24 protein-coding genes and 1 tRNA gene are annotated in these 19,934 nt (G+C 67.1%); 7 read left to right on the top strand and 18 right to left on the bottom strand.

All coding sequences use genetic code 11. The features are described from left to right. Positions 1 to 35: 35 nt before the first annotated feature. Positions 36 to 1,304, bottom strand: a complete 1,269-nt coding sequence (locus D7147_RS03930; protein WP_233562892.1) for a HupE/UreJ family protein — start codon at positions 1,302 to 1,304, stop codon at positions 36 to 38. A 125-nt stretch (positions 1,305 to 1,429) separates the two neighbouring features. On the opposite strand from D7147_RS03930, the gene D7147_RS03925 reads away from it, so the two are divergent. Then, on the top strand, positions 1,430 to 2,101 hold the full coding sequence (locus D7147_RS03925; RefSeq protein WP_120673823.1) for a type 1 periplasmic-binding domain-containing protein: 672 nt from the start codon (positions 1,430 to 1,432) through the stop codon (positions 2,099 to 2,101). 92 nt (positions 2,102 to 2,193) lie between these two features. Here the strand turns inward: D7147_RS03925 and D7147_RS03920 are convergent, their stop codons facing one another. Together D7147_RS03920 and D7147_RS03915 are read right to left on the bottom strand one after the other, a co-directional pair. Beyond that, complete coding sequence (locus D7147_RS03920; protein ID WP_147437329.1) at positions 2,194 to 3,093, bottom strand: SdrD B-like domain-containing protein; 900 nt, start codon at positions 3,091 to 3,093, stop codon at positions 2,194 to 2,196. Between the two features lie 263 nt (positions 3,094 to 3,356). Continuing rightward, positions 3,357 to 4,193, bottom strand: coding sequence for an LppX_LprAFG lipoprotein (locus D7147_RS03915; RefSeq protein WP_120673821.1), 837 nt, complete (start codon positions 4,191 to 4,193; stop codon positions 3,357 to 3,359). Between the two features lie 178 nt (positions 4,194 to 4,371). Here D7147_RS03915 and D7147_RS03910 point away from each other — a divergent pair, with 178 nt between their 5' ends. Next, positions 4,372 to 4,965, top strand: coding sequence for a hypothetical protein (locus tag D7147_RS03910; RefSeq protein WP_147434720.1), 594 nt, complete (start codon positions 4,372 to 4,374; stop codon positions 4,963 to 4,965). A gap of 38 nt (positions 4,966 to 5,003) precedes the next feature. Here D7147_RS03910 and D7147_RS03905 read toward each other — a convergent pair whose 3' ends face one another. After that, the gene (locus D7147_RS03905) at positions 5,004 to 5,492 is read right to left on the bottom strand and encodes a hypothetical protein (RefSeq protein WP_147434721.1); all 489 of its coding nucleotides are present in this window, start codon (positions 5,490 to 5,492) and stop codon (positions 5,004 to 5,006) included. An 82-nt stretch (positions 5,493 to 5,574) separates the two neighbouring features. Further along, positions 5,575 to 6,336 (bottom strand): DUF5984 family protein, encoded by a 762-nt coding sequence (locus D7147_RS03900; RefSeq protein WP_120673818.1) that lies wholly within the window; start codon positions 6,334 to 6,336, stop codon positions 5,575 to 5,577. A 381-nt stretch (positions 6,337 to 6,717) separates the two neighbouring features. Between D7147_RS03900 and D7147_RS03895 the strand changes: the two genes are divergently transcribed. Beyond that, positions 6,718 to 6,789: transfer RNA gene (locus D7147_RS03895), tRNA-Lys, on the top strand. A 65-nt stretch (positions 6,790 to 6,854) separates the two neighbouring features. Here D7147_RS03895 and D7147_RS03890 read toward each other — a convergent pair. Beyond that, entirely contained in the window at positions 6,855 to 8,096 is a 1,242-nt protein-coding gene (locus D7147_RS03890) for a tyrosine-type recombinase/integrase (protein WP_120673817.1), read from the bottom strand. 1 nt (position 8,097) lies between these two features. Next, positions 8,098 to 8,286: a helix-turn-helix transcriptional regulator gene (locus D7147_RS03885; RefSeq protein WP_120673816.1), complete on the bottom strand. Its 189-nt coding sequence runs from the start codon at positions 8,284 to 8,286 to the stop codon at positions 8,098 to 8,100. A 92-nt stretch (positions 8,287 to 8,378) separates the two neighbouring features. Here D7147_RS03885 and D7147_RS03880 point away from each other — a divergent pair, with 92 nt between their 5' ends. Next, a complete protein-coding gene (locus D7147_RS03880) occupies positions 8,379 to 8,693 on the top strand; it encodes a DUF6966 domain-containing protein (protein ID WP_147437328.1) in 315 nt (104 codons plus the stop codon). 101 nt (positions 8,694 to 8,794) lie between these two features. Here D7147_RS03880 and D7147_RS03875 read toward each other — a convergent pair whose 3' ends face one another. From D7147_RS03875 to D7147_RS03830, 9 genes are all read right to left on the bottom strand, one after another. Beyond that, a complete protein-coding gene (locus D7147_RS03875; RefSeq protein ID WP_120673814.1) occupies positions 8,795 to 10,387 on the bottom strand; it encodes a replication initiator in 1,593 nt (530 codons plus the stop codon). Beyond that, positions 10,384 to 11,274 (bottom strand): RodZ family helix-turn-helix domain-containing protein, encoded by an 891-nt coding sequence (locus tag D7147_RS03870; protein ID WP_120673813.1) that lies wholly within the window; start codon positions 11,272 to 11,274, stop codon positions 10,384 to 10,386. Before D7147_RS03870 ends, D7147_RS03875 begins: the two co-directional genes overlap by 4 nt. Further along, a complete protein-coding gene (locus tag D7147_RS03865; protein ID WP_120673812.1) occupies positions 11,271 to 11,480 on the bottom strand; it encodes a hypothetical protein in 210 nt (69 codons plus the stop codon). Before D7147_RS03865 ends, D7147_RS03870 begins: the two co-directional genes overlap by 4 nt. Before the next feature lie 17 nt (positions 11,481 to 11,497). Then, positions 11,498 to 11,830: an RRQRL motif-containing zinc-binding protein gene (locus tag D7147_RS03860; RefSeq protein WP_120673998.1), complete on the bottom strand. Its 333-nt coding sequence runs from the start codon at positions 11,828 to 11,830 to the stop codon at positions 11,498 to 11,500. 764 nt (positions 11,831 to 12,594) lie between these two features. After that, on the bottom strand, positions 12,595 to 13,107 hold the full coding sequence (locus D7147_RS03850) for a DUF6197 family protein (RefSeq protein WP_120673997.1): 513 nt from the start codon (positions 13,105 to 13,107) through the stop codon (positions 12,595 to 12,597). Between the two features lie 89 nt (positions 13,108 to 13,196). Beyond that, complete coding sequence (locus D7147_RS03845; RefSeq protein ID WP_233562891.1) at positions 13,197 to 13,361, bottom strand: hypothetical protein; 165 nt, start codon at positions 13,359 to 13,361, stop codon at positions 13,197 to 13,199. 17 nt (positions 13,362 to 13,378) lie between these two features. Further along, complete coding sequence (locus D7147_RS03840) at positions 13,379 to 14,269, bottom strand: FtsK/SpoIIIE domain-containing protein (protein ID WP_120673810.1); 891 nt, start codon at positions 14,267 to 14,269, stop codon at positions 13,379 to 13,381. Positions 14,270 to 14,381: 112 nt separating this feature from the next. Continuing rightward, positions 14,382 to 15,311, bottom strand: a complete 930-nt coding sequence (locus D7147_RS03835; RefSeq protein WP_120673809.1) for a rhomboid family protein — start codon at positions 15,309 to 15,311, stop codon at positions 14,382 to 14,384. 126 nt (positions 15,312 to 15,437) lie between these two features. Then, a complete protein-coding gene (locus D7147_RS03830; protein WP_120673808.1) occupies positions 15,438 to 15,770 on the bottom strand; it encodes a hypothetical protein in 333 nt (110 codons plus the stop codon). A 192-nt stretch (positions 15,771 to 15,962) separates the two neighbouring features. Here D7147_RS03830 and D7147_RS03825 point away from each other — a divergent pair, with 192 nt between their 5' ends. Next, positions 15,963 to 16,712 (top strand): helix-turn-helix domain-containing protein, encoded by a 750-nt coding sequence (locus tag D7147_RS03825; RefSeq protein WP_120673807.1) that lies wholly within the window; start codon positions 15,963 to 15,965, stop codon positions 16,710 to 16,712. Between the two features lie 26 nt (positions 16,713 to 16,738). After that, the gene (locus D7147_RS03820) at positions 16,739 to 17,209 is read left to right on the top strand and encodes an NUDIX hydrolase (protein ID WP_120673806.1); all 471 of its coding nucleotides are present in this window, start codon (positions 16,739 to 16,741) and stop codon (positions 17,207 to 17,209) included. Here the strand turns inward: D7147_RS03820 and D7147_RS03815 are convergent. Both D7147_RS03815 and D7147_RS03810 read right to left on the bottom strand, forming a co-directional pair. Further along, positions 17,197 to 17,778: an HD domain-containing protein gene (locus D7147_RS03815; RefSeq protein WP_120673996.1), complete on the bottom strand. Its 582-nt coding sequence runs from the start codon at positions 17,776 to 17,778 to the stop codon at positions 17,197 to 17,199. The genes D7147_RS03820 and D7147_RS03815 overlap by 13 nt on opposite strands. Positions 17,779 to 17,780: 2 nt before the next feature. Further along, positions 17,781 to 18,947 carry a hypothetical protein gene (locus D7147_RS03810; RefSeq protein ID WP_199734058.1) on the bottom strand — a complete coding sequence of 389 codons (1,167 nt, stop codon included), beginning with the start codon at positions 18,945 to 18,947 and terminating at the stop codon, positions 17,781 to 17,783. Positions 18,948 to 19,131: 184 nt separating this feature from the next. Here D7147_RS03810 and D7147_RS03805 point away from each other — a divergent pair, with 184 nt between their 5' ends. Further along, entirely contained in the window at positions 19,132 to 19,782 is a 651-nt protein-coding gene (locus D7147_RS03805; protein ID WP_147437327.1) for a hypothetical protein, read from the top strand. The last annotated feature ends 152 nt before the right edge of the window (positions 19,783 to 19,934 follow it).

The raw sequence follows: 19,934 nt of genomic DNA, 5'->3' as shown, positions 1-19,934 counted from the left end.
CGGCTGGCATCGCTCCCAGGAAGACCAGCGTTCTCTCAGAATCCGAATACGCGCTGCAGGAACCAGAAAAGACCCATACCGGCCACACCTGCGGAAACCGCACCGGTGGCCCAGAGCCCGACCTTCGGCGACCGTCGGCGAAGCACCGCCAGCAGCGGAAAGACGACGGCGATAATCGCGAGTTGAACGATTTCGATTCCGACGTTGAACACCAGCAGCGACCACAGCAACTGCCACGACCAAGCCTCATCGATGCCCAGTGCGCCCGCGAAGCCCAAACCGTGTACGAGACCGAAGCAGAACACCACCGCGAGGCGAAGCCAACCCGCGCGGTCCAAACTGAAGTGTCCGTGCCCCGCCGTCTCCAGCTCCGTGGCGTGGTTGCCGCGCCGCCAGATCCCGAACAGGTGCCAGGCGGCCACCACGGCGATCGACAGGGCGATGACGGGCTCCACGATCCCCGCCGGGGCGTCGACCAGACCCAGCGCCGCGAGCATGAACGTCACCGAGTGCGCCAGCGTGAAGCTCGTGGCCGCCAGCACGATCTCGCGCAACCGCCGCGACCCGGCGATGAGCGCCAGCAGGAACAGGATGTGGTCGAGCCCCGTCAGCAGGTGCTCGGCGCCGAGGCGCAGGAACTCCCAGAACCGCTCGTACCACGCCTGGCCGGTCGAGAAGGACGGATGCTCGGCGTCGAGCGCGGCACTGCCCGAGCTGCCGTCGACGTCGTACGTGAGGATCGTCTTGGTGCCCTTGACGTAGCCCTCCGAGTCGGGGAAGAGGTCGGCGCGCACCTCGTGCGCGGCCCCGTGCTCGGCGCACGCCCAGTCGAGCAGCACGTCGGCATAGGGCACACCCTCGCGTACGCCCATCGTGAAGTCGCTCACCTGACTCGGCACGCAGGTCGCACTGTTGGAGGTGACCGAGAAGCGCTTCGTGACGTACCCGACCGCCGACTTCTTGTGAGCGTTCAGCGCTGCGGCCATGCCGGGCATGTCCCGGTCGTCGAAGGCCGGCTGCCCTTGCTGGAAGAGCGGGTCGTCCTTCTCGTAGTCGGCGGTGGAGACGACGAAGAGGTCGTACTCCAACTCCAGTTTCGTCCGTACGTGGCCCTCATCACCAGCTGTGACGTCGCCGTACACGGTCGACGTGAATCCGTGGGCGAAGGCCGGCCCGGTGCTCAGCAAGGTGATCACCACGGCGGCGAGTCCGACGACCACGGCGGCGAGGCTTCTGCGAATACGTTGCGACATGCTCTTCCTTCGGTTGGCCAGTGCACGGTGCATGTCGCGGATGAACGGCAACCGGTCGAACGAAGAACCATTGGCAAACAAAGTCGCAGGTCAGACCTCCGATGGCGGCATCCGGCACCACCTGGGATAAGAAGGAGCCCGCACTTTCCGTACGCCTCGAGAGGACGGCGATCATCTTGCGTCCCCCGCTTCGGGCCGTTGCGACCCTGGCCGCGGTCGCCGCCCTGCTCACCGGCTGTGGCACCGGCGACGACTGGTCGCAGCCCCGCCCCACACCCAGCCCCGTCGGCGCCCTCGGCGCCGGGTTCGTCGACCCCACCGACCCGCCCAAGCCCGAGGGCACCGTCACACCGCGGCCCGGGTCATGGAACGCGGTCCACCCGCCGAAGGACTACCGGGTGGTGCTGATCACCACGGGCGACGACGGCCCCACCAAGGCCCTCGTCAAGGCGGTCGAGGAGTGGGCCGAGGACGAGGACGTCGACCTCCGGACGATCGTCCCCAAGGACGCGCACGACTTCGTGCCGAGCATCGACCGGGCCGTCAAGATGACCCCGGACCTCATCGTCAGCGCCGGCAACGACCTCATCGACCCGCTCGCGATGGTCACCGCGAGCCACCTGTCACAGCAGTTCCTCGTCGTCGGCGCGGAGGTCGCCGAGCCCACCCACAACGTGACGGCGGCCGACTGGTCCGGTGCGTCGTTCCGCGGCGAAGGGCTCGGCATGTCCTCGACGTACGACCCGAACTCCTTCACGCCCGAACGCTGCGCGGCAGCCATCCGGGCGGGCGTCGCAGCCGTGCTCAACAACCTGACCGGCATCGTGATCTGGCTCGACCAGCACTGACGGCTCCCTTTCCCGGGCCGGCTGTCCTGCCCGGGAAAGGCAACGGCCCCGGTGCGGGCGCACCGGGGCCGTTGCGTGTCGGCGCGTGCCGGTCAGCTACGGGTGGCCAGGCCGGCGTCGACCACGTACTCCCCGCCGTTCGTGGCGCTGAACTCGGCGCTGGAGGTCAGCAGGATCGGGTCCCGCTGGTACGTGGTCACCATGTCCGAGTCGGTGGCGTCGTCGCCGACGTTCGAGGCGGTGGTGTCGTAGGTGCTGGAAGCCTCGATCCAGACCTGGTAGAGCAGCTCGGTACGGGTGGTCAGCGACCAGGTCCCGTCCGGGTTGACCGTGGCGGTGCCCCCGCCGGTGGTCCCGTTCTGCCGGGCCCCGACCTTCACACTCAGCACGCCGTCCGGGCCGGGGGCGATGCCCGGCTCGCCCTCGTCGCGCTGCCCGTCCCGGTCCAGGTCGTGCCAGATCACGCCCCGCACCACACAGGTGCCGGAGATCGGCACCGGCACCGAGGTGGTGTTGTTCTCGGTGTTGCTCTCCTTGCGCTGCGGCTCGACCGTGGCGGTGAGCGGTACCCGGGAGCCGGGCTCTGCGCCCGCCACCACGAACGGCAGCCAGACCCGCTCCGCCCATCCGGGGGCCAGCTCCGCGTGGGTGCAGCTGTAGCTCGTGTCGCCCACCGCCGTGCAGGTCCACGCACCGTCGGACCAACCGGGCTCGGCCGTCCGTAGCCCCGCAGCCGCGGACACGGTGAGGCTGACCGGGCCCGACGTGCCCGTGCCGCCGTTGCGGACGTCGATCTGGGTGCGGAAGGTCTCGCCCTCCGCCGGGTTCAACGCGTCGACCGTCATCAGGTTGACGAACAGGTCGGGCTCGGTACGTCCGGCCGCCACCGCGTCGGCCGGGACGAGCGCCGCCGAGGCCCCGGCGAGGGCGAGCGCGGACACGGAGGTGGCGAAGGCACGACGGATCGAGCGGGAGGTTGCACTGGGTCGCATGACGTCCTCACGTCGCTGGATCGGCCACTCCGGCACGGAGGGCCGAGGTGGAGATCACCCCACCACTCACTCGGCGTCCCGGGGATAGGGTCCGTTACGCATTTGGACCGGTCTACAGCAGACGGTGACAAGCGTCACCGTGGCAACGGCTCCACTGTGGCTCGGAGTGGCCGGCCGGCAGCGTCCGGAGCGCGAGTTCGTCCCCGGAAACGGCACTGCCCGGCCGGCGACGAGAGTCACCGGCCGGGCAGGTTCGGTTTCGATCAGACCCCGGCGGTCAGGTCGCCCAGGCCCTTCAGCATCTCGGCGAGGTCGGCGGTCTCCGCCGGCGGCGGCGTCTCGATGTTCACCGGCTTGCCGTAGTCGGTGTAGTCGACAGTCATGTCGCTCATCGTGCCCATGACCATGTGCATGCGGCGCGGCCGGTACTGCTCGTCGGCCCAGAGGTCCACCGTGACCTCCTTGACGCCCTGCTTCGCCAGCTGCTCCTCGACCTGCGGCCGCATCTTCGCGTCGACCTGCCCGAGGTACGTCGCCACGGGGGCGGTGACGCTGTAGTGGACCGTGCGCGCCCCGTTGACCGTCTCCTCACCGACGACCTTGACGCCCTCGGTGGCCAGCAGCGTCTTGACCTGCTTGGTCGGGTCGACGTCCTCGAACTGCTTCGAGAAGTCCATCCCCGCCGGGGCACCGGCGGCAGCGAGGTCCAGCTTCATCCAGCGCTTCCCGTCGGCGCTGGCGCGCTCCGCCTCGGGGATCTCGACGTAGACGGCGGTGCCGATCATGCGGACGGTCATCGGGGTGCCGTCCGGGCCGGCCGTCTTCATCTCGGCCTTGAGCGGGTCGCGCAGATCCAGCACACCCTGCATGGTGAGCTTCTCGCCGGCCGCCGTGCCCTCCATGGACACGGTCACCGAGTCGCTCTTGTCCGTCGTGTCGACGATCTTCTGCAACGAACCCTTGAGGTCGGTGGCGAGCAGCTCCAGCGCACTGGGCTGCTTCGGCTGCTCCGACGACCCCGAGTCGGAGCCGCAGGCGCTGATCGCGAGCGCCGTGAACGCGGAGACCGCGACGATCGTGGTCTTCTTCCAAACTGACACTGACAGCTTCTTTCCCCGAAGGACCCTGGAGATCTCCCCAGATCGACGGGCGACACGTTATCCCAACCGGGCGACAGGGCGTCGGCCCTTATCCTCGCGCGGGGTGACCGGGCGGCGCCGCTCGACCGCCATCGCCGAATCCGGGGGAGTGTCCCAGGTGCGCCGTAGCCTCCGGGACGTGAGCGACGCGTACACCGCCTTCTGGGCGAAGGACCGCTGCAAGGCCGCCGCTCCCGCGGCCGCCGCCCACCTGCCCCTGCAGGTCCTCTTCGGTGGCCCGCACATCTCGATGCCCAGCTTCGTACGGGCCAAGGTCCGCCCCGGCGACCTGGTCTACCCGGTCGGTGTGCACGACCAGCGGCTCTACGTGCTGGGCCGGGTTCGGGTCACCGAGATCATCGAGTGGAGCGCCGGCACCGACGAGCAGTTCACCGGCCACCTGGATCGCTTCCCCGACTGGCGGTCCACAGCCGACAGCTGCCTCAGCGAGATCGTCCTCGGCGAGGCCGGCACCCCGCTGCGGTTCGACGCGGCCATGCCGCCCGAGCTGCTGCAACGGTTGACGTACCGCTCTCTGCGCGGCACCCGCACCGTCAAGCACGTCGACGCCGACGGGCGGCTGGTCCACTCCCTCGGTGTGCAGGGCATCTACCGGCTCGCGCCGCAGTGCGTGGCCGACCTGGACGCCGTCCTCGCGCAGCCGCCCTCCGCGCCGGTCTTCGGTCGGCGGAACCTTCGGGCCACCGTGGCACAGGCCGAGCTCCTGGTCTGACGGGTAACCCTTGGTTCGATGCGTCGCCGGACGACGGGCTACCACGGCCAATGCGGAGCCAGGTGCGTCGACTCGTCCCCCGGCGAGACCACGAAGACCTGCTCACCGCCGCTGTCAACCACCAGCATCGGGCCGGCCAGTTCGGCCAGCGCCAGCGCCACCGCCAGGACAGCCCGGCCGTACGGCTTCCGGAACCTGACGTCCGTCACCGTCCGGTCCAGCTCCCAGGGGCCGCCGTTGCCTCCGAGGCTGACCTCGCCCACATCTGCTCCCTCAGCGAAGTGGCAGGTCGCCGGGGTCGGGCAGGGCGGAAGGTAGCTCGTCACGTCCTGGTCCACGACCTCGAACCAGGGCGTCCCGTGGCTCGCGGTCTCCCGCAGGGCGGAGAGCACCTGCGCGACGGTCGGCAGCTCACGGGGTGGCGGCGGCTCATCGGGCAAACCAAAGGACTCCGCGCCCGCAACCCACTCCCACCCGCCCTTCTCGACCGCGATGTGCAGCGGGAACATCAGAAGACTCCAGCTCACGAGGCCCATCCTCCAGTCCGTCACGAAGCCACCCGGCTCCGGTCTCGCTGCCGATCAATGCTCGGCTCCGGCCGAGCGGGGGTCATTCCGGTTCCACCGGCCAGGTCGAAATCTCCGCGACCCCCGCTCGCACCCGCGCCCAGTCGACATGGCGTGGAGAGGCCAGACGGTGGGCCAGCCAACGACTTCGGCCCAGATGTTCGGTCCGTAGCTGTGCCAGGTCCAGCTCGATACCGGACGGCGGGCCGCTGCGCTCCAGCGCGGTCACGCGCTCTCCCATAGCGGCGATGAGTCGGCGGTCGACGTCCGCGACCGCCGCAAAGAACTCGTTCGCCGGCACTGCGACGTCCAGCCGCTCCGGCCCCTCGAAGGTGCCCTGCTTGCCGGGCGGGATCAGCTGGCTGAGCGCCACCACGTCTTCGCCGCCGACGCTGTGGCGGTAACAGCTCACGGTCGGGGCATCCGTCAGGTAACCGAAGTCGAGGTGGTGGTCTCCCTGCAGGTTGAAGGCGACCTCGACCTCGGCGCTGATCGCGTCGTCCGGGAACTCGCGTGGCGGAAACGTCCCGTCGACGAACGGCACGAGGTCGTCGGGGACAGCCACCTGCAACGCCCAGCGCAGCACGAGTAGGTCCTCCCAGAACCGCGCCAGGTAGTAATCGGGGTACGGCCGCTCCAGGTTCCAGCGGTGTACGGCCTCGTCGCGGTAGCGCGGCAGCTCGTGACCCTCGACGTCGATCCAGTACCAGCCGTCGGTCAACCCGAACCAGTGCAGGTTCGGTCGCGCGCTGCCCCATGGCGCAACCTCGGCCAGGGGCCGTAGCTCGAACGAAAAGCTCAGCACTCGTAGATCCTCTGACCCGTCACGATCGGACCTCCGACAAAGACGCGGCTGCCCGTTCGGCAAGCGGTGTACGCCGCGCGGGTACGGTAGCGGGCTTCGTCGTGGCGGTTTAACGGCACGACCCCGGCGCTCGCGGGGCGCCGGTCCCGCTACGGCTCGTCATCGGCCCGCCGGTGGAGCGTGGCCGTCGCCGCCGAGCCGACTGATCGGCCGAATGGTCAATGCCTACCATGAGTGATGCCCATGACTACATTCTGTGTTGACTCTTCTTCCAATCACGTCTCTGCGGGCGGATGGGGATCTCCGTGGCGGTCCGGCCGCCAGGGCGAACCCGAGAGCCGCGCGCTTCGCCCTGGCGGTCGGGTAGCCTAATGGGTCGTCGGGCCGCTAGCTCAATGGCAGAGCTGTGGACTTTTAATCCATAGGTTCAGGGTTCGAGTCCCTGGCGGCCCACTTTTCACCGTCTCTGAGCTGCAAGAATGCCGGTCAAAGATCACCCGGCACAGCCAGGGCACAACTCAGCTCCGATCCTGGTCAGCGGGGAGTGCCCGCCGCGTTCCCTCTGCCCGGCGCAGCAGGTCGCCGACCAGGCCGCGTGGTCGATCCTTCTTCGGGAGCCAGTGCACGTAGGTTTCCAGCGTGATCCGCAGGTTGGCGTGTCGAAGCGCCTTCTGTACCTCCTGGGGCTCGACGCCGTTGCTCATCAGCGTCGTGGCGAAGAAGTGGCGCAAGGAGTGGAAGGTTCCTTCCTTCGGCCAACCGGCAGCCTCTCGCCAGTCCGCCCACAACTCCGACCAGTAGGTGTCGGTCAGCAGCTTGCCGCGGGACGAGGTGAACAGGATCGCCACCGGCCGAGTCAGGCGCTCTCCCGTGGTGATGTCGGGAAGCTCGAACTCGACGGGACCAACCTCGGTGATGTGCGCGGCCAGTTCCTCGGCTACCACCGCGTCCAGGTCGACGGTCCCGGAAGATCCGCTCTTTGGCGTCGCGAGGTAGAAGCCGCCGAAGTGCTCCGGTGAGTGCCGCAGCTGCTGAACGACGTGCAGCTCCCCATGGTCGTAGTCCGCGCAGCGAGAGCCGGATTCCATTCCCAAGACCTCACCGAGGCGGAGCCCTTGTCCGGCGCCCAACCAGATTGCCGCTCGGAAACGGCGCGGTACCACCTCGGCGAGCTTGAGCACCTGGTCCCCGGTGGGAACCCACTTCGGTGCCCGCGAGAGACCGCGCAGGACCTGGGCGAGCTTCACCCCGTTGCAGGGATTGTCGGGAATCACCTTGTCGATCACGGCGGCATTCATGATGGTCTTGAACAACCCGAAGTACAGGCTGACCGACGACTTCGGCGTACCGTCATCGAGCAGCCGGCCGAGCCAGCCCATCACGTCGGTCAGGTTGATGGAGCGGATCGCCTTAGCACCGAAGACGGGTAGAAGGTGCTTCCGCAGGTTCTGCGGTATACGCCGCCGGGTTTCCGTGGCCCACCCAGATTCGCGTGACTCCCTCCACCGCTGCGCGTACTCGCCGAAGGTAAGCCGGGCTTCTTCCCGCTTCACCCGCACCTCCGGCGCCGCCCCTGAGCGGCACAGCACATCGAAGGCTTCCGCGTCCCGCTTGAGGTCGAACAACCTTTCACGATCTTTGCCGTCGGCGTCGGCGTAGCGCACTCGCCACCGTTTCCCCCGGCCGTGCCGCTTGGACGGGAGCGGCTTCTTCGTTTGGGGATCGCGTTTCTTGAGGTACCACAGGTCATCGATGGGCATGTCAGGCCGTCCGGTCTTCCAGCCAGGCCTGGACGTCGGCCGGGTTGTATCGGAGGTGGCGGCCGACCTTGGAGGCGCGCGGCCCGGTCCGGCGGTGTCGCCATTGGTAGAGGGTGCCGACGGGAACGCGGAGGAAGGCGGCTGTCTCGGTGATCGACCAAAGTTCATGCACGGGGGTGGGTGCGGTCACGGTGGCTCCTTTCGGGTGATGGTGATGTAGGCGCGGCTTTCGCCGACCTGTTGTGTGGAGTCGGGATCGTCCTGCGTCGTTACGATGCGGTCATGACGCGGAGCGGCATCTCAGCTAGGCAGGAGCGGCTTGCTGCCTTGCTCGCCGCGCTGACCGAGGCGGAGGACCGTCTACGCCAGCTTGGAGATGATCACTGGGCGGGTTGGCTTGAGCGGGATCGTGTGCGAGTAGCCCAAGGTGATGCGTTCGGGCTTGAGCACCTGAAGCAGGCGTTCGGCGGCATGGGCAGCATCAACGACAGCTATCCGCACGACGATGGCGATGTCGGGTCCGTGTTGGCTGAGATCTACCGGTTGGCAGCCCAGCTTCTCGCCGACCATGAAGCCGCTGGTGGGCTGGAGGCATAGCCCGTGTCCGAGCGTGCCCGCTTACGGGAACGGTAGATACGCGCTCTGTTTCCACTTTGTAGTTGTCAAGGAACGGGTTCGCTGGCGTTGACACGTACGTGTCAAGCGGCCAGAGGTTGGGCCGCAGGACGAGCGGCGAGTTCGTCGGCGAGGGCGTCGAGGCCGGCCTGGTGTCGGGCGCGGGCCATCGCGGCGGCGGTGTTGGCGAGCAGGGCGTCACCGGTGGTGATCCAGCCGGTGGCTTGGTAGCCGAGTTCGTAGATGACGCGCTCGGCCTGTTCGTCGTCCCAGGTGTGGGGGTGGCCCTCGGTGCGCCGCCAAATGGTGCGCTGCATGCGCAGGAAGCCGAGGGTGACGGAGAAAGCGCGGCTCTTGGTAGCGATGTGGCCGCCGTAGCCGAACTGGTGCGCCCACCGTCGTAGTCGTGCATAGTCGGGGTGCTCGCCGAGGTCCCAGCATGCGCGGATGAGCCTGCCGAGGTGGGTGCCGGGGTCGCCGTGGACTTCGACGGAGAGGTCGTCGACGCGGCGCAGGTTCAGGCCGGTGACTTCGGTGCTTTTGGTGACGTACTTGGCGATGTAGCCGCTGATCTGGGCGAGGTTGACTTCATGGCCGGGTGCGTTGACGTGTTTGAGGTCCAGGCCCTTGTCGCCCCACGCGATCCGCCAGCCCTGGCCGCCGTTGGCGGGGTGCGCAGCGGAGGTGTAGGCGGTCTTTACGAAGGCGGCTTCTACGGCGTCGGCGAACATCTGCCGAGTCACCACGCGGGGCGGCGGGACGATCGCCTCTGGGCAGTCGGGGTTGTGGCCGTCGAGTCGGATGAGCGCGTGGTAGTGGATGACGCCGCGTACCTGAAATTCGTAGACCTTGATGTAGCGGCGGCGTAGTTCGACGCCGTGGGTGCGGCCGAGGCGGCGTAGCTCGCGGTCGACTTGTTGGATGGTGCGGCGCCACAGCTCGGGTGCTTCGTGGTTCCAGATGACTTGGCCGGTGTGGTCGTAGCAGTCCAGGCAGAGCGGCTGTCCGAGTTGGTTGTCACCGGCCTTGTGCCGGACGCCGCAGCGCAGCTCGCGGCCGTGGGGGCAGGTGCGGCCGAAGGGGTGGCAGACCGAGGCACGGCAGGTGCAGCCGTCCTTCTTGCGGCAGTCCGCGGCGTGGACCTTCACCACCCGGTGATGCACCGGCCCGAACGACGGCGCGGTGGCCGTCAGGAAGATGGCGATGTGCTCGTGCAGGGGCGGTAGCCCCCACCGGTCGCCCTGCAAGCCCGCCTTGATGAGGTGGTAGGTGTCGCGGCGGTACAACTCGGCGCAGGACGGGCACACGGCAGCGCGGCGGTTACCGCACGGGGTGTAGATCGCGCCGTCGGGCATGTCCTCGGTGTCGACGGTCGCGATGCGGTTGCCGTCGGCGTCGTTGACGTGGATCTGCCCGGCGAGCCGGATCGGGTGCTTGCAAGCGGCGGCGGCTTTGACGTGGCCGAGCCATTCGGGGTAGTCGGGGTCCTGGGCGCGAGCGCGGCCGGAGGCGACGGTGCGGGGGTCGTGGCCGCGTACCCAGCCGTCGTCGGCGGGGGTGCGGGTGGGGCGGGTGGGGGTAGCCCAGGGCCAATAGCCGGTGTCTGCGTCGGCGGAGGCTCCCGTGCCCGGGACCGTAGTGGTCCCGGGTGCGAGAGGCAGCGTCGAGGAGGTCACGCGGTGGCTCCGACGGCGGTGCCGTTGTGGGTCTTGTCGTTGACAGTCGGTCGGTTGGTGAGGGCCGTGAGGATGTCGGCGGCCGTGTTGGTGGGTACGCGCAGTCGGACGGCGAGTTGGCCGGCGGTGATGGGCTCACCGTGGGCCTTCTCGTGGGCCGTGGCGACGATGCGGGCGTTGGACAGCAGCGCTGGCGGCGGACTGGTGGTGACCGTCGCGGGTGCTACAGGTGCCGGGGTCGGGTCCTTGTCGGTGGTGTCCGGGGTGGGCTCGACCGTCGTCGGGGTATCGGTGTCCTCGCCAGAGGTGGGCATGACGGGTTTGTTGGTGGGTTCGGTGTCGGGTATGGGGTTGGTGGCCGGAAGGGTCGCGGCGGCCGGGCGGACCAGCGGCGAGGCGGGGATGTCGGATGACGGGGCCTCGGCGGTGGTGGCCGGCGCGGGTGCCGGGACGGTTTCGGTGGGCCGGGTGTTGGTGTGCTTGGTGGCGAGTAGGGCGGCGGTGGCCATGAGCATCAGGCCATCGACGGCGAGGGGACCGAACCAGACGACGAGGGTTTCCTCGTTGTAGTGGTCGAGCAGTCCGGACAGGTGCCGGTAGGACACGAACGCGGCGACCAGGGCGACGGGCGGCAGCCCGACCCAGCGCAGCAGGTTCCAGCCCCAGCCGGTCGGCCAGGGGGTGCGGGCAAGGATCTCGATGGCGATGAACAGGAACAGCGGCCAGACGATCGCGGAGACAACCGCGCCAGGCTCCGGGTTCCAGTTCTCCGGTGCCCCGTCGGGGGCGATGAACGAGTGCGCGATGTTCGCGGCGACGGACACGATTCCGCCGAGGATGAGGCCGAGGTAGGCCCAGCCGCGCGAGGGTCGATTGGTCGTGGTCATGACGCCGCCTGCGGGTTGGGGGCGGGGTCGGCGAAGAGGGAGAAGCTGAGGATGACGGCGTCGATGAAGCCGCGCTCACGAAGGTCGAGGCTGACCCTGGTGATGTCGTCCATGGAGCGGATCTGCCGCTTGAAGGGCCACTCGACAGAGGTGAAGGCGTGGCCGTCGGGGGTGCGGTAGGTGAACGAGATCATGTAGCGGAACACGTCGGTGTCCTTTCGGCTCAGTGGCAGTCGAGGCAGGTGCCGGTACGGCGGGGGATGTAGTAGGGCTTGACCTGGCCGCAGTCGGGGCAGGTACGCCGCGCGGTGAGCGCCTTGTCGATGGCCGCGCGTTGGGCGGCGGTGGCGGTGCGCTTGGGCACCGCGAGGTCGAGACGGAAGAGGTAGGCGACGCGCTTACCGCGACGCCAGAGGATCTGAGCGGCGGGTTCCTGGCCGCCGGGGCGCAGCTGGCGGGCGCGGAGCTGACGGCGGGTCAGCAGCCCGTCCGGGGCGAACTTGTAGGGGTAAGTCGGCAGGCCGAAGCGCTCGCCGGTCGGGTCGTAAAACACCATCGGGTCCTCCGAGTCATCGCCGTCGTCCTGGCCGTCGCCGGCGGGGTTGCCGGTGGCGAAGGTGGGGTGTTCGTAGGTGTCGCGGTCGATGTCCTCGGGCAGGAACGCGGCGCCGCAGACGGCGCAGACGATCGGGCCCTCTTCGAAGGCCGCCGTGGAAATGCGCAGCTTGCGGGGGCACTCGCACTCGCACGAGACGCCGTTGTTGTTGTTCGTGCGGGACTTGCCCTCCCCGGTCGGTTCCGGGTGGCGGTAGAAGCGCAGCGCCTCACCGAGGTCGGCGATGACGGCCCGGTAGCGGGCGCGGGTGAGGTCGGACAGGGTGCAGGGCGAGTAGCCCAGCTTGTCGTCCTTGGTGGTGGACATGCCGAGTTCGGCGGCGAGGGTGGCGAACTTCTTGTTGTGCCAGCGGCCCTGCCGGGAGGTGTCCTGGACGCCTCGCGCGTCGGCCAGGGCGTGGGTCGCTTCGTGGAGCAGGGTGGTGAACACGGCGTCGGGCTCGCGGGTCAGGCCCTCGCCGGAGATGAGGATTTCGGGGAGTTGGGTGTCGCCTGCCTGCCAGCGCAGGGCGGCGAAGTGGCCCCACTTCATGCCCTGGCTGGGCTTGGTGGGGGAGCCGGAGCCGACCACGATGACGGCGGCCGGGATTTCGTTGTGCCGCTCGCGGATCGCGGCCCAGGCGGATTCAAGCGCGTTGATCAGCGCGGCGGTGGAGACGGCGTTTTGACACGTACGTGTCACGTCGGTGGTGTGGGTGGCGGTGCTCATCGGGCACCCAGCCAGGCGAGGAAGCCCTCACGGGTCGGGAGCTGCTCGTTGCTGTACTCGTGCTCGGCGTAGGTCTCGAGCTGTTCCTCCGTGGCGTGCGCCCAGTCGTAGTTGTCGGCGGATGCGCGGAGGGTGTTGATGACCGTGGCGGCGTCCTGGTCGTCGCGGTCGTTCCACTCCATGAGGTCAGCGGGGGCGGTGCTCCACTCGTCTTCGGAGGCGATGACGCTGAGATCGGTGAGGTAGTCGGTGAGGTAATCCAGGGCGCGGCGGCAGTCGCGAAGCCCGGCTCCGCTGGTGGTGGGGATGGTGATGAGGCGGCCGTGGGCGGCCATGCCGATCGCACCGACGGTGCAGGCGGGCGGGAAGGTTCCGCCCTGGTTGCTGTAGTAGGTGCCCTGGTGCCAGCCGTGCAGTTCGAGGTAGCGGGCGGCGCAGCGCAGGATGTGGGCCGGGGTGAGGTCGGCCAGCGCGCCGGGGGTGTGGGGCTGATTTTGGGTAGGGTTCATGACGGCCACGTCCTTTCGTGGGCGGTGGTTGGTGGCCGACGGGCCGGGTTCGCTTTCCTAGGGCTGGTCCCGGTCTGTCGGCCGTTCCTCTATCGGTGGTGCAGGTGGAGCCGGAGGAACACCCGTTGCCGTCCGTCGTCAGTGGCAGTGGGTGCGGTGCGGAAGATGAGCGCGCCCGCGTTGCGGGCGATGGTGGTGAGTGCGGCGATGTCCTCGCCGTCGCCGGTGAGCACCAGGTCCAAGACCCGAGTCACGGGTGCGGCCGTGGTCTTCATGCCGCAGCCTTGACGTCGGTGGCGTGACCCTCGGCGGCGGTGGTGAGGCCGCTATGCCGGCGGGTCCAGGCCGCGTAGTCGGCGACCCGGATGATGTCCGCATCCGTCATGTAAGCGGCCTTCACCAGGGCCGGGATGCCGCCCTCAGCGATGAGGAAGCCGGCGCCCTGGTTGTTGGGGTCGATGCTGTTGGAGGAGAAGCCGCGGGCGGCCCAGCCGTGCCCGAGCACGATGTCGGAGGAGACGTCGGTGGTGCAGCGGCCGGCGAACCGCCAAGCAAACAGGTCGCGCAGCGAGGTCGGGATGATGTCCGACGACGGCCGCTGGGTTGCGGCGGCGACGATGATGCCGACGGCGCGGCCCCGGGCCACGATGTCGCGCAGCAGCGCGGCGAACAGCTTCTGCGTCTTCTCGTCCCCGGCGGTGGCGGAGAAGTAGGCGATCTCGTCGCAGGCGACGAGGATCTGACCGAACAGGTCGTTGGGGCCGATCTTCCGGCGGCGGCGGGCCTTGAGGAACGAGTAGCGGTTGTCCATCACCGTCTGCACCCGGCGCAGGGTGCGGATCGCGTGTTCGATGTCGGGACCGACGAACACGTCGCAGGCGTCTTCCCACAGCCCGAGTTCGACCTGTTTGCCGTCGAGCAGGCACAGCCGCACGTCCGGGCATAGGGCGGCGTGACCGACGATGGTGTTGAGCAGGCTCGACTTGCCCGCGCCGGGCTCACCGCCGATGAGGATGTTGCGGTAGATCATCGGCAGGTAGACCGGTTGGCCGAACTCGTCGATGCCGAGAAACACCGGGTTGAAGATGGACAGGACCGACGCGACCGGCACCGACTCCGCCGGGTCGCTGGTCTGGATTCCCAGAGGGCTCGTGTTGGCCATGAGTGCTCCCGAGGGTCGGTTGACACGTACGTGTCAAAGGCGAATGGGGTGGGAAGGGGCGCGGACGCTCGACCCGTTGGGGGTGCTTGGTCCGCGCCGTCCCGGTCGTTGGTTAGGCGTAGTCGGAGGGGTCGAACCCGTTCGGGCTCGTGCTGGTGGTGGGGTTGCGCGGCTTGCGCGGCCGGGGAGTGTCAGTCGGGGTGACCGGCTCGTCCGGCACGTCGGGCAGGTCGAGGCCGACGGGCGGCATGCCCGGGGAGGTGGGGGCGTTGGCCGGCACGTCGGTGGGGACGTAGTCCGGCAGCGGCGACACGATCGTGTCCGCCAGGGGTTCGCGGCGGGTGATGTCGACGCGGATCAGTGCCGCGTACTTGCGGGAGGCACGCATGACGCGGACCTCGTTGGCCCAGCACGCCACGGCGAGTTTCTGCACCTGCCCGTCGGCTTCCAGATCACGGAGCGAGAGACCGGGGCGTAGCCACACCCAGACCCGTTCCCCGGCCGGCGTCGGTCGGGCGGGCAGGATCAGCGGCAGCGAGCCGGAGCGATTCGTGGCGATAAACGCTGCGAAGCACATCCGCAGGCGGTGCCGCACAACCAGGCACCAGATCCAGGCCATGATGCGGCGGCGGGCCGGGCCGATCGCGGCCGGTAGGCCGACGACCAGGGCGACGACGAGCAGGGAACCCCACAGCGGGGTGGACTGCATCAGTGCGGTCCAGCCGTAGACGGCGGCCAGGCCGAGCACGATTTCCGGCAGCCAGTGCCAGAAGACGCGCAGGACCGGCCACGCCACGATCAGCGCGAACAGCACCGCGCCGAGAAGAGCGCCGATGACTCCGCCGAGCAGTGCACCCACGATCGGGTGCGTGTAGTGCGACGCCACGGTGGCCGCCAGGAGGCCGACCACGCCGAGGGTGACCCAGAACGCGATGGTGGCCCGACGACGATACGAGCGGGCAACCGGTGCTTCGATGACAGTGATGGCGTTGCCCCCACGGTTCGACCAGCCGAACGGGGACCTCTGGCTAAACTTGGACACGACAAGTCCTCCCTGCTAGGGGACCGGATTTGTTGGACAGGACGCGGGGTCGCAGACGACGCCAATCAACGGCGACCCCGTGTCCACCAGTTCGCTTCCGTGGAGCCGATCGAGGAACCCCCGCCGCTAGGCGGCAACGGTGTCCAGCGGGTTCAGGCCCGAGGCCCGGAACGCCACACCGGAGCGGACCTTGCCGTCCCGGTCGTTGACCCAGGGCAACGCCTCCAGGTCCACCGGCATGACCGGCTGACGGACCGTCACCGGCGGCACGGTCGGGCTGACCACGGTCACGTTGATGACCTCGGCGGCACCCTCGGACAGGGCGTACAGGTGGACGGTCCACATCGGGTTCTTCGTCTCCCGGTCGAACTTCTGCTGACCGTTCTGGTCCAGCTTCGGCACCGGGTTCACCGACACCTCGTACGACACCCGCGAGGTGTCCAGCAGCAGACGTCCCATGACTGACTCCTTCATTCGTGAGCAGGGCCCTATCGGCGGGCCGATCGCGTCCTCTCTGGACGGCAGCTCTTGTGGAATCAGATTGCGTCGATGGGTGATGACGAGTTCACCACGAGACATGGACGACTTGGGACGTCCTTGTTAGGGTTAGACGTCCCTCGGTTCGTCCCATCGCAACGCAGGGAGGCTCAGGTGCCGAACGACCGCCTACGCAGCGGCATGCTGAAGAAGGGCCTGACGCCGGCCACACTCGCCGACAGGCTGGGCGTGGACCCGAAGACCGTCGAGCGGTGGGTAACGCAGAGCCGGAACCCGTACCCCCGCTACCGCCACTCCATCGCCGAGCTGCTCGACGAGAGCGAGTCGTACCTCTGGCCGGACGCTCTGCCAACGCAGCGAGCGGCGCAGGTCAGCCAGTCGGAGGTGGTCCACATCTACCCGCGCCGCGGAGCCGTCCCGACCGACCTCTGGCAGCAGCTCTTGGAGAAGGCCACCCGGCAGGTTGGCGTTCTGGTCTATGGCGGGCTGTTCCTGCCCGAGTTCAACCACCGATGGGTTCCGACGCTACGCGAGAAGGCGTTGTCCGGGGTCCAGGTCGAGCTGCTCTTCGGCGACCCGGAGGGCAAGCACATCGCCGAGCGAGGGGACGACGAGGGTATCGGACAGGCGATGTCCAACAAGATCCTCAACTCGCTGGCGTTCTACAAGGAGCTGCGCGACTTGGACCAGGTCGGCATCTACTACCACGACACGATCCTCTACAACTCCATCTATCGCTTCGATGACGAGATGCTGGTCAACACACACCTCTACGGCACGCCGGCGGCCTACGCCCCGGTGCTGCACCTGCGCCGCCTCGGCGGTGGGGACCTATTCGACGGCTACGTCGCCAGCTTCAACCGGGTACTCGGAAAGATGCGGGCTGTCTGGCCTGAGCACTGACCTGCCTGCGGTGAGAGGGTAGGGCTATGGCCCGGATTGAGCACTTCAACAACCCGAACGCCCCGAAGCCGAACAGCATCGTCGTAGCCGTCACCGTCTTCGTTCAGGACGAGCAGGGACGGGTGCTGCTCATCCAGCGCACCGACAACGGCCTGTGGGCGCTACCCGGCGGCGCCCAGGACTTCGGCGAGTACATCGCCGAGACGGCCGTCCGGGAGACGCGCGAGGAGACCGGCGTCGAGGTCGAGGTGACTGGGATCGTCGGGATCTACACCAACCCGAACCATGTAGTTGAGTACAGCGATGGGGAAGTCCGGCAGCAATTCTCTATCTGCTTCCGTGGGCGGTACATCGGTGGCATGCCAACGACGAGCGACGAATCGTCGGCGGTCTGCTGGGTCCGGCGGGACGAGTTGGACCATCTGTCAATCCACCCGTCTATGCGGCTGCGTGTCGACCACGGCTTTGAGCGACGAACCGAGCCCTACATCGGGTGAGCTGCGAGACGCGCCTCTGTCCGTCGCACTGCTTCCATCAGTGCCGGTTCAGCTTTCTGCCAGAAGCGGGCCACGAGGTGAGCAGGGCCGTATCTTTCCCGGATCTCCGCCAGACGCTCCTCAGGACTCAGGTTTTGGCCATCAGGGCCGGTTGTCATGTCAGCAAACCACAACGCGTCCGAGGTCGGCGATTCCTCGCGCGGAAACTCTGCTGCCAGGACGTCACCCAAACCGCGTTCGTCCGCCTCGTAAGAAGCGCAGGAGTGGTGGGCGACAAGGGCGGCAATTCGGATGCCGAAACCCATTTGTAGGAGCCACCTGGCGCCGTCTAGCGAGTGGAAGCCTGTGTCGACTATTTCTGGCGCATAACCAATGTCATGAAGCCATGCAGCAGCCGTTAGAAGATCTACCTCGTGGGGAACCGCAACCCGACCCACTCGGTCAGCCTTGGCTGCGACCCCCTGGACGTGCCGCCACCTCCTAGGGAGAGATGACAATAGTAAGTCGGCGGCGATACGACGCGCTTGCACGGGACTTTCGTTCACGTAGCGAGAATAGTCGGCCCCCATCATCAAGTCGAGCAATCCGGCTGGGAAGTTCTCACAACAAGGCGGTCTGTCAGCTCGATTGTGGCGAGGTACCACCAGAAGATCCAGTCGAGAAAGAGGGGGTCATAGTCGGCCTTTTGGCGTTCGCTCTCGTGGCGGATCGCGAACTCATTGGCTATCTGAAACAGGGCTCCTTCGTCCCGACTAAGAAGTTCTTGCTTAAGAAGCTTGCGGCGACTTTCCAGCACATGTGCCAGCGTAACGACAGCCGACCTTTTGTCATGGGCGGTTGCTGTACGTCGACGGAAGAGATTGGTCGCATGCTCGATGTGGTCTCGGACCTTGGGCTCAGGCGAGCGAAGGGCACGATCGAGAAGCACCCGTCGGTCATCGTCGACCAAGTGCACCAGTCGGCCCGCGTTTTCCCCCGCAGTCGCCAGCCTAAGCTGAATACTTGCGTTCTCCAGAATCCGATTAACTCTGATGGTGTACAGGTTGCGGGCTGGCTTGACCGAAAAGGCGCTATAGTGCCACCCGCATTCGTCCCAACTGTGCCACGATCGCTCCCTCGGGCGAGCCACCAGATCGTGGAACACCTCGATCGTTGTGAAGAAAGTGTCGTCGTCCCATGAAGTCGGCTGAATGGGCCACAGGCCTGGGATGCCGCTAAGCTCTTCGAGCTTCGCGGCGCGGTCCACTTCTTCACCGTAACGATCGTCGACACAAATCCTCGGAAATATCCGGTCTAGATACCCACTGCTGTCAAGCTCGCTAAGCAAGGTCGCGAATCTACGCTTGGCGGCCTCGGGATTGACTGCGCTAGGGGCGGGTGAGGGTGCTCCCTTTCGCTCATTCCAGTACGGAAGTGGGTTTGTGGCCTCTCTTAAGGTTTCGGCACTCTTGATCAGACGTTCAAGGTAGGTAGATTGGTCGAGTTGCAGTGCGGGCTTGCTTCCGCGCGAGGCGTTGGGGGTTGCGATCTCCCATGGGTCGTCAAAGGAGGAGGCTTTTTGCGCGAACTTCGGGAGGGCTAGAAACTCTTCCTTCGGTACGGAACTTACGAACGCTTCCTCAAGAAGGAACTCCACACGGCCTGCATTTGATTCATGACCAATCGCGATTAGGCTTTGCGCCTCGTTGACAAGAACTTCTCTGGGCCAGGCGAGTTCATAGTCGGGGCCATCGAACATAGACGGAAACTCTACGGCACCCTGTGCTCGACGAGCATCATCCTCTGCGCTCGGGCCCTACCACCGCTCGTCCGCTACCGTGTCCGGGTACCTGTGGCTGGGGTTGAGGAGGGTCCAATTGGCCGTCCGGGCATGGTTCGGGGGCATCCGCTGGCTGTCGGGGTGGAGCCTATTCATTGGAGGCTTGGCGAGCCTGGGTTTCTCTTGGTTGCTCAGGCACGACGCCTGGTGGTCTGGCGTCTTGGTCAACGCCGGAACCACCCTTGTGCTTTTTGCCCCATTGCTCCTCATCGGTCGCCATATCGAATGGCGGTTGGATGAGGTCCAGACCGCGCAGCGCCAGATCGGCGAACGCCAAGACGAGACAAGCTCCAGGATCGAGACTCTCGCGGAGGAGGTGGCGCAAGCGCAGAACGAGCTTCGGCTGGCAAGGCAAGAGCTTTCAGACCAGGTAGCTGCAAGACTGGCCAGCATTCGCGCCTCCGACGGTGAAGCGTTCGCCAAGGTTGGTGACGAACCTTCGCATGAGGCGACCTTCAATGGGTTAGTGCGAGCCGCAGCTCTGGGCTTGACTGCGCGAGACGGATGCCGTGTCCCGATTGAGAACACGAACATCTACCTGCGGTTCGAGACTCCGACTGCGAGCGATTCATTTCAGGACGGCCCAGATCCCGCGGAAGAATTGCACTTCCGCCTTGAGTCGACCGGCGGAGTTATCCTCACCTACTTGGCGTGGCCCCAGTCCCTCTCCGCTGCGGAGTTCTTAGTTAACCTTGGGCAGACGCTGCAGGCGGTTGGGCACTATCCGGGCGATGAGCGTTTCGCGGGGGGGTAAGTTATTCAGCCACCTTAGCGAAACACTGCTACTAGCACATAAGCATGCGACAACTGGCAGCATGACACCACTTAATGGAGTCGTGCAGTTTTGCCCTCCTCAGTGGGTTGTGACCGACAGTCATCTCGTGAGCGTTGGTCGACCGGGTGGCG

Origin of the sequence: Micromonospora musae (assembly GCF_003626545.1) — a bacterium.
Taxonomy (GTDB): Bacteria; Actinomycetota; Actinomycetes; order Mycobacteriales; family Micromonosporaceae; genus Micromonospora; species Micromonospora musae.
This window is presented reverse-complemented; position numbering and strand designations above follow the sequence as displayed.

Excerpts from the sequence above, each read along its gene's own strand:
- D7147_RS03815 (WP_120673996.1), bottom strand. The coding sequence starts at position 17,778 with ATGGGGGCCGACTATTCTCGCTACGTGAACGAAAGTCCCGTGCAAGCG.
- D7147_RS03820 (WP_120673806.1), top strand. The coding sequence starts at position 16,739 with ATGGCCCGGATTGAGCACTTCAACAACCCGAACGCCCCGAAGCCGAAC.
- D7147_RS03920 (WP_147437329.1), bottom strand. The coding sequence starts at position 3,093 with ATGCGACCCAGTGCAACCTCCCGCTCGATCCGTCGTGCCTTCGCCACC.
- D7147_RS03880 (WP_147437328.1), top strand. The coding sequence starts at position 8,379 with ATGACGCGGAGCGGCATCTCAGCTAGGCAGGAGCGGCTTGCTGCCTTG.
- D7147_RS03860 (WP_120673998.1), bottom strand. The coding sequence starts at position 11,830 with ATGGTGTTTTACGACCCGACCGGCGAGCGCTTCGGCCTGCCGACTTAC.
- D7147_RS03850 (WP_120673997.1), bottom strand. The coding sequence starts at position 13,107 with ATGAACCCTACCCAAAATCAGCCCCACACCCCCGGCGCGCTGGCCGAC.
- D7147_RS03830 (WP_120673808.1), bottom strand. The coding sequence starts at position 15,770 with ATGGGACGTCTGCTGCTGGACACCTCGCGGGTGTCGTACGAGGTGTCG.
- D7147_RS03870 (WP_120673813.1), bottom strand. The coding sequence starts at position 11,274 with ATGACCACGACCAATCGACCCTCGCGCGGCTGGGCCTACCTCGGCCTC.
- D7147_RS03890 (WP_120673817.1), bottom strand. The coding sequence starts at position 8,096 with ATGCCCATCGATGACCTGTGGTACCTCAAGAAACGCGATCCCCAAACG.
- D7147_RS03810 (WP_199734058.1), bottom strand. The coding sequence starts at position 18,947 with ATGTTCGATGGCCCCGACTATGAACTCGCCTGGCCCAGAGAAGTTCTT.
- D7147_RS03840 (WP_120673810.1), bottom strand. The coding sequence starts at position 14,269 with ATGGCCAACACGAGCCCTCTGGGAATCCAGACCAGCGACCCGGCGGAG.